The sequence below is a fragment of the Oscillochloris sp. ZM17-4 genome (genome assembly GCF_019599295.1).
Classification (GTDB): domain Bacteria; phylum Chloroflexota; class Chloroflexia; order Chloroflexales; family Chloroflexaceae; genus Oscillochloris.
In genome coordinates, this window is sequence record NZ_JAIEWN010000013.1 from 1 (window position 1) to 13,420 (window position 13,420).

A 13,420-nucleotide genomic window follows, 5' to 3' on the forward strand; every position below is an offset into this window, starting at 1 on the left:
GTCGAGGGTGACGAAGTCGCAGGCCTTGGCGGCCTGCGGGCCGAGCGCCCTGAGGTGCCCCAGGTCGCGGAACTGGTGCAGCCGGCGCAGGCGCAGGATGCGCTCGACGCTGACCGGGCCGATGCCGGGGACGCGCAGCAGCAGCTCGGGGCCGGCGCTGTTCAGCTCGACGGGGAAGCGCTCGGGGTGGGCCAGGGCCCAGGCCAGCTTCGGGTCGAGGTGCAGCGGCAGGTCGCCCGCGGCGTCGAAGGGCATCTCGGCCTGGTGGAAGCCATACTGGCGCAGCAGCCAGTCGGCCTGCTGGATCCGCTGGACGCGGGCCTGCGGGGTGCGCTCGGCGCCCTCCAGGGGCGTGCCGGCCAGCGGGCGGAAGGCCCCGAAGTAGACCCGGCGCAGCCCGAGGTCGCTGTAGAGCCAGCTCCCGGCGCGCAGCAGGTCGCTGTCGCGCTCGCCGCCGGCGCCCACCACGAACTGCGTCGCCAGGCCCGAGCCGACCTTCCCGGCCTGCTGCCAGTCGCGCGCCCAGCGCAGCCGCTCGACCAGATCCAGGCCCCAGCTGCGCTCGGGCGAGATGCGGGCCAGGAACTCGGGGCCGGGGGCCTCCAGGTTCAGGCTAATCCGGTCGGCCAGGCGCGCGGCGCGCTCCACGTCGCCCGCCGAGGTGCCGGGCAGCAGCTTGACGTGGACGTAGCCCGTGTACTGGTGCGCCGCGCGTAGGTGCTCGACGCCGTCGAGCATGGCGCCGACGGCCGCGTTGACCCCGCCGTGTACCGCCGTGGAGACGAACAGCCCCTGGACGGCGCCGGCGGCGTGGCGCGGCAGGAAGCTCGCGGCCAGCTCCTCGGGCGCGAGCGTGGCCCTCGGCAGGTCGTTGGCCGCGCGCAGCGGGCAGTAGGCGCAGTTCCAGGCGCAGGCGCTACTCATCAGCACGCGGAACACCGGCTTCGCCCGCCCGCCCCGATCATCGGCCTCGGGCGCGGCCCAACTGGCATGCTTCGGCGTGTGCCTGCGGCCGCCCTGGCTGAAGGTGCTACACACGTCGAAGCGCGCCGCGTCGGCGAGCATGTCGAGCTTGTCGTCGAGCTCCATAGGCGATCATCTCCTCGGTCGTGCCACCTCATTGTCGCCCGGCCTCGGTGCCGTGGGGCTGACGCTCCCGGCTCGATCTCCTGGCGAAGGCCGCCTGCGCGGCCTGCCTGATGCCGCGCAGGCGGCCTCCGTCCCGTGGAGGGCTGGCGCCATCAAAGCAAGCGATTCCGGGGGCGATACAAAGCTTGTACCGCAACTGATACGCAGCCGCTATAGATGCGACACTCCACCCTTATTATACTGATGAAAAGCCGCGTTCTTGCGGTTCGTATGCTGGTGCCTGCCAGAATAATCATGCGTATGAACCACTAAGCGATGCGTGGCTGACCATGGCGAATGACCGCTCCAGGCCACCTGGCCCAGGCTGCAGCCGAGCGTATCCGCATCGCGAGATCCTATGAGGCGTAGACTGATCCGAATGCTTTGGCAGGATGCTCAGCCCCCCGGCTTGGAGAGTCGCAGCCTCCAGCAGGCGCGCGAGCGTATTCTCAAGGCCCTCACCAGAGCCGGAGCCGTCCTGGGCCTCCTGGCCTTGCTCTTCACCCTCCCGTCCTTCATCGCTGAGGGGGTGCTGCACATCTTCCCGGTCTATCTCGTGGCCGTGTGCGCGCTCTGGGTGATGGCCCTGGGTCAGAATCTGCCCTACCGCCTGCGGGCGGCCACGCTCCTGTTCAGCACCTACCTGCTGGGCCTCACAGAGCTGCTCAACTTTGGCTACACCGTCGATGGGCACGCCTACCTCATCGCCTGTGCGCTCTTGGGCGTGCTCTTCTTCAATCAGCGCATCGGGACGGCCATCCTGCTGGCAAACATATTGACCTTGCTGGGCATCGGCGGGATGATCGCCACTGGGCGCTTTGTGGTCTGGGAGTTTCTGTTCCGCGACATCAATTGGGTGATGATTATCGACACGGCGGTAATCTTCTTCAGCGTCGTCGGGGCGCTCCAGTTCGGGGTCGCGGTGCTGCTGACCCAGCTCGACACGGCCCTCCAGGATGAGCGCCAGCTGCGCGACCAGCTGGAGGCCCGCGTCGAGGAGCGCACCCGCGATCTGGCCTTGGCCCGCGATGCGGCGCTGGCGACGGGGCGTGAGGTGACTGAGCAGCGCGCGTATATGACCGCGCTGTATGAGACGACGCTCGACCTGCTCAATCGCCGCCAGATGGATGATCTGCTCCAGTCAATTGTGGAGCGGGCCACGCTGATCCTCAACGCGCCCTATGGCGAGCTGATGATCCGTGATGGTGATGCGCTGGTGGTGCGCGCGCATACCGCGAACCAGCCCTTCTTGAAGGGCGACCGCGTCGGTCGCCACGAGGCGCGGATCTCGTGGCAGGCGTGCGACAGCGGCCAGCCTGTCGTGCTCGATGATTATGCGGCCTGGGTGGGGCGCCGCGACCTGTATATGAAGGTCGCGATCTCCGCCGTGGCCGACTTCCCGATCATGATCGGTGATCACTGTCAGGGCGTGCTGGCCCTGGGCCGCGCGGCGAAGGGGCATGTGTTCACCGCGCAGGATATCCGCCAGGGACAGCTCTTCTCGCAGCTGATCGCCCTGGTGCTCGAGAACGCCCGGCTCTACGACACCGCCCAGCGCGAGATCGCCGAGCGCGCCGAGGTGGAGCTGGCCCTCCAGCGATCCGCGCAGGAGCTCCAGGCGCAGAACAGCGACCTCGACGCCTTCGGGCATACGGTGGCGCACGATCTGAAGACCCCGCTGACCGCGATCATTGGCTACAGCCAGCTGCTCCAGCTGCTCCACCGCAAGATGGACGCCGACGCGATTGAGCGCGATCTCCAGTCCATCCTGATGGCCGGCAGGAAGATGACAACGATTATCAACGAGCTGCTCCTGCTGGCGAATGTGCGGCGATCTGGCCCGATCAGCTACGAGAGGCTCGACATGGCCACGATCATCGCCGAGGTGACCGCACGGCTGGCCCACCTGATCACCGAGTCGCAGGCTACGCTGAGCGGCCCGCCGGCATGGCCCGCCGCGCTGGGCTACGCCCCCTGGGTTGAGGAGGTGTGGGTCAACTATGTGAGCAATGCGCTGAAATATGGCGGCACGCCGCCGCAGATCCGCATCGGGGCCGACCCGCCGGCGGGCGGGTTTGTGCGCTTCTGGGTGCGCGATAACGGCGCGGGGATCTCCGGCGCGCAGCAGGAGCTGCTCTTCAACGCCTTCACACGGCTCCAGCCGGCCCGCGCCGATGGCCACGGGCTGGGGCTCTCAATTGTGAGCCGGATCGTAGAGAAGCTTGGCGGCAGCGTTGGTGTGGAGAGCAGGCTCGGTGAGGGCAGCACTTTTTCATTTACACTGCCTGTAGCGTAGCTGCCAAGTAAGCGTGAGCATATTGCAATCTACCCCTTATTTTATACCGCTCCTCATCACTGCTGTTCTCTGCATGCTGCTTACGTTGGTGATCTGGCAACGTCGGCAGGCGCCGGGCGCCGTGCCTCTGGCGGTGCTGGTGTCTGCAGTAGCGCTGTGGTCACTGGCGTATATGTTCAGCTTTACCGGCACCACCCTGGCGGCGCAACTCTTCTGGATCAACCTGGCCCTGGTGGGCATTGTGCTGGTGCCGGGGAGCTGGCTGGTCTTTGCCCTGATCTATAGCGGCCATGGCGCCTGGCTCTCTGTGCGCAGGCTGCTGCTGCTCACGATCATGCCTCTGGCGACCCTGGCGGCGGCCTGGACTAATCAGCAGCACCATCTGTTTCGCAGCGGGGTCTATCTTGTCAACACTGGCTCATTCGTCGTGCTTGAGACGACGTTCGGGCCTCTATTCTGGATTCACACGGCCTACTCCTACCTGCTGCTGCTGCTGGGAAGCCTCCTGCTGGCACACAGTCTATTCCGGATGTCGCATTCCTACCGCGGGCAGGCCAGCGGCATCCTCATCGGGCTTGTCACAACGTGGGCCGGCAATGCGCTCTACCTGAGCGGCCTTAGCCCCTTTCCGTACCTGGATCTGACGCCCTTTGCGCTAGGCATTAGCGGGATCGCGCTCACCTGGGATCTCCTCCGCTTTGGCCTGTTTGAGCTTGTGCCTATCGCCTACGGTACCGTCTTCCAAAGCATGGATGACGCGGTGATCGTGCTGGATGGGCGCGACAAGGTGGTTGAGATCAACCCGGCCGCCCTCGCGCTCATCGGCCGAGAGTCGCGCGAGGTGATCGGCCATCCGGCAGAGCGTATCTTTGCTGACCAGGCGGAGATCATCGCGCGCTACCGCCAGGTCAGCGACGTCAGCGAGGAGCTGGTGTTTGGCACCGCGCCCGATGAGCGCTCCTTCGAGCTGCGCATCTCGCCGATCTTTGACCGGAACGCCCAGCTTAACGGGCGCGTTATTGTGCTGCGCGACAGCACCGAGCGCAGGCGCACCGCCATGGCGCTCCAGCGGCAGAACGAGGAGTTGGCCGCCTTCGCGAGCGAGAACGCTCGGCTCTACAGCGCCGTCCAGCAGGAGTTGGCCGAGCGCAAGCAGACGGAAGTCTCTCTCTCTCTGGCGAAAGAGGCCGCTGAGGTGGCCAACCGGGCGAAGAGTCGTTTTCTGGGCAATATGAGCCACGAGCTGCGCACGCCACTCAGCGCGATCCTTGGCTACGCCGAACTGCTGAAGATCAGTGCCAGGAAGCAAGGCTCCCAGGATCTCGTGAATGATATCGAGCGCATTCAGGTCGCCGGGCAGCACCTGCTCAGACTGATCAGCGATGTGCTCGATATCACCCGCATTGAGGCAGAAAAGCTCGACTTACACCCGGAGTACGTTGATATTGCGACACTGGTGCGCGATGTGGAAGATACCATCATGCCGCTTGTGCAGAAGAACGGCAATACGCTTCAGGTCGACTGCGCTCCCGATAGCGGGATGATGTACGCCGACAGCACGCGCGTGCGGCAGGTGCTGCTCAATGTGCTTGACAACGCGGCCAAGTTTACCGAGCGCGGCCAGATCTGGCTACGCGCGGGTATCGGATCGGCTGTGGCGCAGCAGGGAGCGGACATGTCGAAGAGCGACCAGTCTATTGTCGCCCTATTTCAGATCAGCGATACGGGCATCGGCATGAGCCCTGAGCAGCAGCGGGATCTCTTCAAAGAGTTTGTACAGGTTGATGATTCGCCAACCCGCAAGTATGGCGGCAGCGGCCTGGGCCTTGTGATTAGCTATCGACTCTGCCATCTGATGGGCGGAACTATCGCCGTGACAAGTACGCTGGGCCAGGGCTCGACATTCACTATCGAGCTGCCTGTCCGGATGGCTGTCCCACCGCACACGGATCACCCCTCGCCCCGAATGTAGCCCCCGACGCATCTTTTGGCGGACTCCGGCGGTACAGATCACAGGATCGCTCTACACCGTTGGAGGCCCGCCATGTCGACCCGCCGCGCCGCGCCCTGGATCGCCCTGGCCCTGCTGCTGCTCGCCGCCGCCGCTTCCCCGGCCCGCGCCGAGGGCCCGCCCGGCCCGCGCATCGTCGCGGCCCGCGCTGAGCCGACGGGCGGGGCCGAGCTGATCGTGGCCTGCCCCGCAGGTGATTCTGCCGATCTGAGCCTATCTATCGACGGCGGGCCATTTGCGCCGCCGGGGTCGGTTGAGCGCGCCGACGCGCCGCCAGCCCTGGCGATCATCGTCGAGCGCGGGGCGGGGATGGCCCTGGCCGGCACGCCCCACAGCAGCTCGTCCGCCGACGCCCTGGGCCAGGCCGAGCTGCTGCTGGCCCGGCTGCCGCTGGAGGGCGCGCATGGCCTCGGTGGCCAGGGCCGAGTTGCCGGTGCCGCCCAGGCCGATGATGCCGTGGAGCCGGCCCTCGCCAAAGAGCCGCAGCGCGACGGCGGTGGCCCCGGCGGCCATGGCGCTCACGGCGGCACCGCGGTCGCCGGCGGCGGCCAGGGCGGCCACATCGGCGCCGGCGGCGGCGGCCACATCCTCGCGCGAGATGTCGGCGTCAGCCTGCGGCGCGCCGAGGATGCCCGCATCGACCAGGATCGTGTCGCAGCCTGCGGCCTGGATGGCGCGCCGCAGAAAGTCAAACTCGCCACCCTTGGTGTCGAGGGTGCCGAGCAACACCACTGTTGCCATGGTTCCTCCCTTGGAGCTATGCAGTTTGTCCAGCGAACACCCCTATTCTACCGCTAAGATGGGAGTTGGGTGCGGGGAGTATGGGAGAGTGACTTTGTCAACTACTACCCGGAGGCCCAGCTGCGCGCCGACGCCGTGACGCACCGTGCTACGGCGCACTGAGGCGGGCGCTGTAGTCGTACACCCTCCTGAGCGCCAGATTATCGGCATCCGTCATCACATCGCCGCAGCTGGTCACATAGACCGCGACGCTCACCTGCGCCTGTGAGCCTTCTATCACCGGGGTGCTGGGCGTGAAGGCGATCACCCGCTGGCCGTTGGTGATGGCCACCTGCTCGATGATGGGCCCGATCCCCGGCGTCTCGTCATCGGGGTGCGCCCACCGGTAGGGTAGGATCGCGACCATGATCGCGCAGGATTCTGAGCTGCTGTTCGTGGCTTGCGCATTCAGCACCAGCTCATACGGCTCGCCGGGGCGCAGCGTCTCGGGCAGCCCGCTCCAGCTGGCGTCGATCTGGTAGCGGTAGGCGGGGGACGTCCCGCCGAACATGCCCGGGCGCTCGGCGCAGCCCCCGCTCTGGCTATAGCCGGTCTCCATGAAGCTCTGGGTCAGCGTGCATGCCGGATCGGAGCTGCTCCATGCGCTCTCTCGGTCGCGGCGCTCGATGAGCTGCCATGCGCCGGCCTGCGCGGCCGGTGTCGGCGTCACGATCTCGGTGATGCGGGCATGCACCTCGCGCCCGGCCCCCGCGCTGTTCACCGCCAGCAGGTAGAGGCCGTCGCCCGGCCCCACCGCCACCTCAACCGAGCGGGTCAGCTCGTTCAGGTCCATGCTGGAGGAGCTGAAGGTGGCCCAGGGATTCGCCCCGCCCGCCGCCCGCCGGTCGCCGGGCAGCACGTCGACATAGAGGGTCGTGCCCTCGGGCAGCGCGATCGGCTCGACCCGCAGCAGGCGTGTGGCCTGGCCGGGGATACCCGCCACCTCGACCCGGAGCACCTGCGCGGTGTAGTAGGGCTTGAGCGCAAAGCGGTGCTCGACCACGGTCGCCGCCGCATCCAGGTGGGCATGGTCGGCCACCGCCGGGGGCAGCAGCTCCGGCGGGCTGGCCGGCAGCGCGCTCGCCGTGTTGAACAGCCAGTCGCGGGCAAAGGCCCGGTAGCAGCCGTCCAGGCCGCGGCCCGGCTCGCAGCGGTCGCTGAGCGCCGCGTCGAGCGCTGCGACGACGGAGGGGTTGCGCGAGCTTGCCACGGTGCGGAACAGCTCCGGGAAATCCACCCCGTAGCGCTGCGTCAGAAACGCGAAGAACCAGGCCGTGGCATAGGCGTGGTCGCGCTGCGGGTCGGTGCCGCCCAGCGCCTCGTAGATCTCGCTTGGGGCGTAGAGCAGCGACTCGTCCAGGTAGCGCGGGATGCGCGTCCCGGCCATCGCTGGGTTCGGGCGGTCGCCATCGGGGAAGGCGATGGTGGCGGCGGCATACTCGGCGGTGGAGTCGAGCCACCAGACCCGGAAGATGCCGGTCGGCAGCGCCCCAGGTGCCGAGGTGAGCGGGATGCCGAACTCGGTCATGCCCGCCGCCGTGTAGTAGGTCGCCTGCACGCTGTGGAAGAGCTCGTGGGCGATGAACAGCCGCAGCTGCGCGCGCGTGAAGACCGTGAGGTAGGGCATCTGGATGGCGCCGGTGTACTTGCTTCGCGAGAGCCCGCCGTCGCCCGCGAGGCTCACCTGCTGGCGCACGACGACCTCGCTGAGGGTGGGCTGGTTGATGACGAGGCCGTCGGCGGTGACGTAGCGCTGGCTCGCCACCGTGCGGGAGACACGGCAGATGCGCGGCATGCCGGCCGCGTCGTAGGCCAGCGCGGCGTCATTCAGCGCGTTCCAGACTATCTCCAGGTAGTTGCGATCAACCATGCCGCTGTCGATCTGCTGGCGCAGATCGGCCTGGCTGAAGAACAGGTCGAAGCAGTCATTCTGCCAGTGCCCGTCGCCCTTGCTCGTCACACCGACAAAGGTGCTGAGGTGGCTGGTGACGATGATCAGCTGGTGGTTTGCCGTGTCGACCAGCGACGGCTGCGTCACCCACCCGCCGAGCGACTCGTCCCAGAAGCGCGCGGACAGCGCCTCCTCGGGAGGCAGCAGCGTATCGAGCGCATCGGGGTCATAGGCGATGGCGATGAGCAGGGGCTGCGCAAACTGGTGCATGTCACCGATGTGGATATCGTACTGGGCCAGGACCGCGCCGCCGAACGGCATATCCGGCGGCGGCAGCCCGTCAACGGTGGCGATGCGGACCTGCTGCGTCGTGGTGAGCAGCCCGCCCGGGATGCTCACCGCGATGGCGCCGGGGACGACCAGGCTCTGGAGCTCGTCGGACGGGCCGAGCGTCTCCTGCGCCATCGTCGTCAGCTCACGGGGCACCGGCGGGGCCTCAGGGGCGGGCCACACCAGGGCATCGGCGGTCGCATCGCTGGCCTCGGAGGGCGGCCAGGCATCCATCGGCCACCCGCCGATGATCGGGAGGGCGGCGGCGGCGATGAGCGCGATGAGCAGGATCGCGGTCGCGGCCAGACAGCCCGCGCGGCGCGGGCGCTTCCTGGCGATTGGCGCGGCCGGCTGCGGTGGGGGCGGAGGCATGGGCACCGCCGTAGTGCCCACAGGCGTCCCGCAGCCCTGGCAGAAGCGTGCGGCTGGGGCCAGGGGTGCGCCGCAGCGCGGGCAGGCGCCGCCGAGCGGCCGGCGACATGACGTACAGAATCGCGCCCGCGCCGAGACGGTTGCGCCGCACCCTGGGCAACGGCTATTGGGAGGAGGTGTCGGAGTCATCATCGGCCTCCGGTTCTGATCGCCAGGCCTGCGGGCTACCCCTCATCGGGGCCGTCATCGACAGCAGACCCGGCGCCACGGATCTCTATCCGGGGCAGCGCCTCCTGCACCGCGGCGAGCATGCGGGGCGGCACCAGAATAACCGTCGGGAAGGCGTAGACGAGGCTGAAGCGGGATGCGTAGCGGTCGATCCGCAGACGCGGCGGGCTGTGGCGGTTGAGGTGCACCGCCGCGAGGCGGTGGCGGCGGGCGTCAAAGTAGAGCTGCTCGTAGAACAGCTCGTGGGCGCCGATCGCCACCGTGGCCGGGGAATCGGCGCGCAGCGCACGGGTGGCCGCCAGGTGGTTGATCAGGCGCACGGGCAGAATCAGCGTGCCGCCGACTAGCGCGCCGACCAGCGTGCCGACCAGCGCACCGACCAGCGCCTCGGCGAGCCCGGTGTCGGCACCGATCATCAGACCGGCGAGCAGGCCGGGCGCGGCGAAGAGCGGCGGCAGGCACCCCAGGGGCGGGCGGTCGCGCTGCTGCTGCTCGTACGCGAAGCTGCGCACCTGCTGCCACTCCTCGGGCGTGTAGGCCCAGCGCACCAGGGGGCGGGAGCTGCCCAGGAATGCGCGGCCCTGGCGGGCATTCGCGCGCCCGAGCCCCCAGAGCAGCAGCAGGGTGAGCAGCAGGGTGAGCCCGATGAACAGCAGAGCGTAGGCCAGGTCGGTGCAGCCGGCGGCATAGGCGGCACCATACCCGATGGCGCAGATGGCGATCAGCACCGACAGGGCGGGCCATGCCTCAGATGCTGGGGTGCGGAAGGCGGGGACATGCGGCGGCGCGCCGGCTGGCTCGTGGGCGGCGGGCGAGGAGAGCGGGCGATCACAGGCGCGGCAGCGCGTGGAGCCTTGGTCTTGCGGCGCGCCGCAGTGGGTGCAGAAGCGTGGTGCAGGTGACATACGGCATCTCCAGACAAACAGATCTGCGGATGCCTTCTGAGTATACTGCGCACGGCATACCAGTGGCCGGCTGCTCCCGCTCCGGCAAGTCCGTCATCGTGATCGCGCACCATCTGGCGGTGATGGCGCACGCCGACTGGATCATCAACCTCGGGCCGGGCGCAGGCCACGAAGGCGGGCAGATTGTGTTCGAAGGCGCCCCGGCCGACCTGGTGGCGGCGAGGTCGACGCTGACTGGCGAGCATCTGGCTGCATTCGTCGATAGCAGTCCGAAGGCTGGCCCATCATCGGGCAGCGAGAAAGTCAAGCACCCGTTGCGTGAGGAGCGCCGACGCCGCCGGATCGTACGATGGCAGTGAGCTGTCGGCAAAGTAGTGCTGATCACCAGGGTACAGAAATAACGCTGCTTCGTCGGCTTCTTCCACAAGTGCCCGAGCAGCGTCGATGTCACCCTCACCGACAAAGATCAGATCGGCATCCATCCCATGCACCTGCACCGGCACCCCTTTTGGCCAGGATGACCCAAACTCCGAGACCGGCACGCAGGCATAGAAGAGGAGCGCTCCGCGCGCTCCTGCCCGAGTTTGGGCCAGTAGCTGTGCCGGCACGACCCCGAGGGAGAATCCCGCGTAGACTAATTCGGCTGCTATCCCCTCCGCTGCTTGCACGCCACGCTCAACTAGTTTGCCAAACCCAACGTCTTCGACAAAGCTCATGCCTTGTTCGAGGGTGTCGAAGGTGCGACCGCCAAACAAATCAGGAGTGTGTACGATGTGCCCTGCGCGGCGCAGGCTATCGGCAAACGAGATGATGCCAGGAGTGAGCCCTTGCGCGTGATGGAACAAAAGGACCTCGGCCATCGCAATCCCCCCTCTCTTGGTTGCAATGATATATGGCACCAAACAGCCAACCCGAACAATGTATCATAATGTCGACAGCTCGCTCCATACGCTTAGCTCATTTCGAAGAGTCGCACTCCGCGTCGATAGGAGCCTCTGCGACAACGCCAATGCCACACTGACCGGGTTAGTCGCTACAGTAGCCCTCCTGCGGGCGGCCGGGTCGAGGTGATTGGCCAGGAAGGCATGGGCGTGACAGGGATCAGGCGCGGTCGTCCTGAGCGCGGCCCCCCTCGGCAGCCCGCGCCCGGCGCAGGGCCGCGCCCAGCAGCGCGGCGGTCTCCTGCGGGGCGACATCGAGCCCGGCGTCGCCGACCACCCACTCAACCATCGCGTGCCCGGGCAGCTGGCAGGGCCGCAGTGGGTGGAACAGCCAGACCCCGGCCTCTGCGGCCACCTCCAGCAGCGCCCGCTCCAGCCGCTCACGGTCGCCCCGAATGAACAGATGGAACATGTTGGTCTGGGGCGGGTTCGGCAGGATGGTTAGCTCGGGCAGCGCGGCGAGCGCGGCGGCCACCGCCTGGGCGTGGGCGACATAGGCGTCGATCCGGCTGAGCCGCTCGGCCATGCCCTTGCGCGCCGACAGCACATAGGGGAACAGCCGCACCAGGTTGCCGCCCTGACGCCGCTGCCAGACCCGCGCCTCAGCGATCAGGTCAGCTGGGCCAGCCAGCGCGGCCCCGGCGATCCCGCCCAGAGTCTTGTAGAACGACACGTAGACGCTATCGAACAGCCCGGCGATCGCGGCGTAATCGCGGCCATAGCATGGCCGGCACTCCCAGAGCCGCGCCCCGTCGAGGTGCAGGGCCACCCCGCGGGCGCGGGCCCAGGCGCACTGGGCCGCGAGATCCTCCCAGCTGGGCAGCTGGCCGCCGATCTCGCGCTGGGGCAGCTCCAGCAGCAGCGCGGCGACCGGCTCGCGCAGCCGCTCCAGGTCGGCCAATGTCAGCAGCTGATGGGGGCTGCCGACCAGCACGCCGTGCAGGCCGTGGAGCACGCGGTAGGCGCCCTGCTCGTGCAGCTCGAGGTGGCAGGTGGGGTGGAAGGCGACGCTGCGGCGGCCGGCGCGGTCGGCCCAGATGCGCAGGGCGATCGGCTGGGCCATCGTCCCGCTCGGCAGAAAGAGCGCCGCCTCCTTGCCGAGCAGGGCGGCCAGCTCAGCCTCGAAGTCGGCGATCAGTGGCCCGCCGCCGTAGCGGTCGTCTTCCAGCCCCGGGTCGGCCCAGGCGGCCAGGTCGCCCAACGCTGCGTGCGGCGTGACCGGGTAGTGGTGAGTCAGGAAGCGGGTGCAGGCGCGGCGCACTGCATCGGGGTCAGGCAGTATCATCGTATCCCTCTTTCTCGTCACAGCTCACTGCGGTATCCGTTTGCGAGCTGGTCTCGAAGTGCATCGCTCTCGCCACTCCGTGCCCATCGCTCGTGAAATGCGACGTCCCCTGAGGTGAAGTACCAGTCGAACACGTCGGCCACGCCATCGTTGCGGTCGGCGACGTAGCCGTCGAGTGACATGGACATGATCGCGACAACCTTCGACATCGCGATGTTCCTTTCTTTAAGGGCGCGCCCACGTGGCACGCTAGCGCGTGCGCGTGGATCCTTTTGTGATACGTCTGGGATGAGCACGCTTTTCCGTCAGGGCGTAAACAACGTCCAGTGCCCCTCGGAGATGACATCGACCGTGCCGTCAACCACTTTCAGGGCGGTCTGTTCGTCGATGGCGTAGGCCGGGACGCCGAGGCCGGCGGCCCACCGCTCCGCGTCGGCCAGGGTGTTCGTTGGGAAAGCGTCCAGGTGCGGGAAGATCGAGAAGTCGACGACCCCCAGGGTTTGGTCGTCTGGCGCGGACCGCCACTCCACGAAGGAGGCACCGATGCGGGGGGTCATCACCATGCTGCCGGCGCTCACCCCCACCCAGACGGTCTCGGATAGCGACGGCAGGAGGCCCGCCAGCCCAGACTCTCGCATCCAATGGCACAGGTATGTCGCTTCGCCGCCGTCCACGAGCAGGACGTCGGCCTCGCGGACCCAGGGAACCCAGCGCTCCGCGCCGATGCTGGGCAGCGCGGTGAGCTCAAGGAGGCCCACCGACTTCCAGCCCAGGCCGCTCATGTGGTGCGGGGGCTCGCCGGTGACGAAGCCGCGCGCCGAGGCCGGCCCGCACATCGGGTGGCCCCACTGCGCCGTCGGGATGCAGAGCGCGCTGCACTCGGCGATCGGCTTGCCCAGCAGGTCGACCAGCGCGTCGTGGATGCTCGGGTTTGTGATGCCACCCGAGGTGAGAAGATACTTCACGATGCCTCTCCTTACAGCGATAGCGGCATACCGAAGTATAGCACGCATGTACGGTAGGTGCATCTTCTGTAACGTGCGGTGCTGGCTCGATCCCCAGCGCGAAGCGCTCGGCCCGCGCACGGCCCACAGCATAGCCGTATGAGCTGTCAGCGTCGAGGACGCGCTCTCGACGGCGCGGGCCGCCGTGGAGGAGGGCATCGTGCCGGGCGGCGGCGTGGCCCTGATCAATGTCATCCCGGCCCTCGATCAGGTGGAGACCGGCAACGCCGACGAGCGCTTCGGGGTGGA

The 13,420-nt window shown here is 67.8% G+C and carries 10 protein-coding genes and 3 pseudogenes; 4 read left to right on the plus strand and 9 right to left on the minus strand.

All coding sequences use genetic code 11. The features are described from left to right. Positions 1-1,089 (minus strand): helix-hairpin-helix domain-containing protein (locus K2Z83_RS11610; protein ID WP_220595348.1); only part of this gene is annotated, 1,089 nt, incomplete at its 3' end. Positions 1,090-1,537: 448 nt separating this feature from the next. Between K2Z83_RS11610 and K2Z83_RS11615 the strand changes: the two genes are divergently transcribed. Both K2Z83_RS11615 and K2Z83_RS11620 read left to right on the plus strand, forming a co-directional pair. Continuing rightward, a complete protein-coding gene (locus K2Z83_RS11615) occupies positions 1,538-3,424 on the plus strand; it encodes an ATP-binding protein (RefSeq protein ID WP_220595349.1) in 1,887 nt (628 codons plus the stop codon). 13 nt (positions 3,425-3,437) lie between these two features. Beyond that, entirely contained in the window at positions 3,438-5,396 is a 1,959-nt protein-coding gene (locus K2Z83_RS11620; RefSeq protein ID WP_370650149.1) for a histidine kinase N-terminal 7TM domain-containing protein, read from the plus strand. Positions 5,397-5,648: 252 nt separating this feature from the next. Here the strand turns inward: K2Z83_RS11620 and K2Z83_RS11625 are convergent, their stop codons facing one another. The 4 genes and pseudogenes from K2Z83_RS11625 to K2Z83_RS11635 form a co-directional block, all read right to left on the minus strand. After that, the gene (locus tag K2Z83_RS11625; protein WP_220595351.1) at positions 5,649-6,176 is read right to left on the minus strand and encodes a Tm-1-like ATP-binding domain-containing protein; all 528 of its coding nucleotides are present in this window, start codon (positions 6,174-6,176) and stop codon (positions 5,649-5,651) included. 148 nt (positions 6,177-6,324) lie between these two features. After that, complete coding sequence (locus tag K2Z83_RS11630; protein WP_255603801.1) at positions 6,325-8,808, minus strand: hypothetical protein; 2,484 nt, start codon at positions 8,806-8,808, stop codon at positions 6,325-6,327. Between the two features lie 24 nt (positions 8,809-8,832). Next, positions 8,833-9,000: pseudogene (locus K2Z83_RS29895) on the minus strand (zinc ribbon domain-containing protein); the annotation flags it as partial. Positions 9,001-9,032: 32 nt separating this feature from the next. Then, positions 9,033-9,941: a hypothetical protein gene (locus tag K2Z83_RS11635; RefSeq protein ID WP_220595353.1), complete on the minus strand. Its 909-nt coding sequence runs from the start codon at positions 9,939-9,941 to the stop codon at positions 9,033-9,035. 80 nt (positions 9,942-10,021) lie between these two features. Here K2Z83_RS11635 and K2Z83_RS29900 point away from each other — a divergent pair. Further along, a pseudogene (locus K2Z83_RS29900) lies at positions 10,022-10,300 on the plus strand (hypothetical protein); the annotation flags it as partial. Here K2Z83_RS29900 and K2Z83_RS11640 read toward each other — a convergent pair. The 4 genes from K2Z83_RS11640 to K2Z83_RS11655 all read right to left on the minus strand — a co-directional run bounded on the left by K2Z83_RS11640 (position 10,226) and on the right by K2Z83_RS11655 (position 13,132). Further along, positions 10,226-10,801, minus strand: coding sequence for a dienelactone hydrolase family protein (locus K2Z83_RS11640; RefSeq protein WP_220595354.1), 576 nt, complete (start codon positions 10,799-10,801; stop codon positions 10,226-10,228). The pseudogene K2Z83_RS29900 and the gene K2Z83_RS11640 sit on opposite strands and share 75 nt — an antisense overlap. 241 nt (positions 10,802-11,042) lie before the next feature. Next, complete coding sequence (locus K2Z83_RS11645) at positions 11,043-12,167, minus strand: low specificity L-threonine aldolase (protein WP_220595355.1); 1,125 nt, start codon at positions 12,165-12,167, stop codon at positions 11,043-11,045. A 17-nt stretch (positions 12,168-12,184) separates the two neighbouring features. Continuing rightward, on the minus strand, positions 12,185-12,376 hold the full coding sequence (locus tag K2Z83_RS11650; RefSeq protein WP_220595356.1) for a hypothetical protein: 192 nt from the start codon (positions 12,374-12,376) through the stop codon (positions 12,185-12,187). A gap of 96 nt (positions 12,377-12,472) precedes the next feature. Then, the gene (locus K2Z83_RS11655) at positions 12,473-13,132 is read right to left on the minus strand and encodes a Type 1 glutamine amidotransferase-like domain-containing protein (protein WP_220595357.1); all 660 of its coding nucleotides are present in this window, start codon (positions 13,130-13,132) and stop codon (positions 12,473-12,475) included. A gap of 151 nt (positions 13,133-13,283) precedes the next feature. Here K2Z83_RS11655 and K2Z83_RS29905 point away from each other — a divergent pair. After that, positions 13,284-13,420 (plus strand): annotated as a pseudogene (locus tag K2Z83_RS29905) (hypothetical protein); the annotation flags it as partial.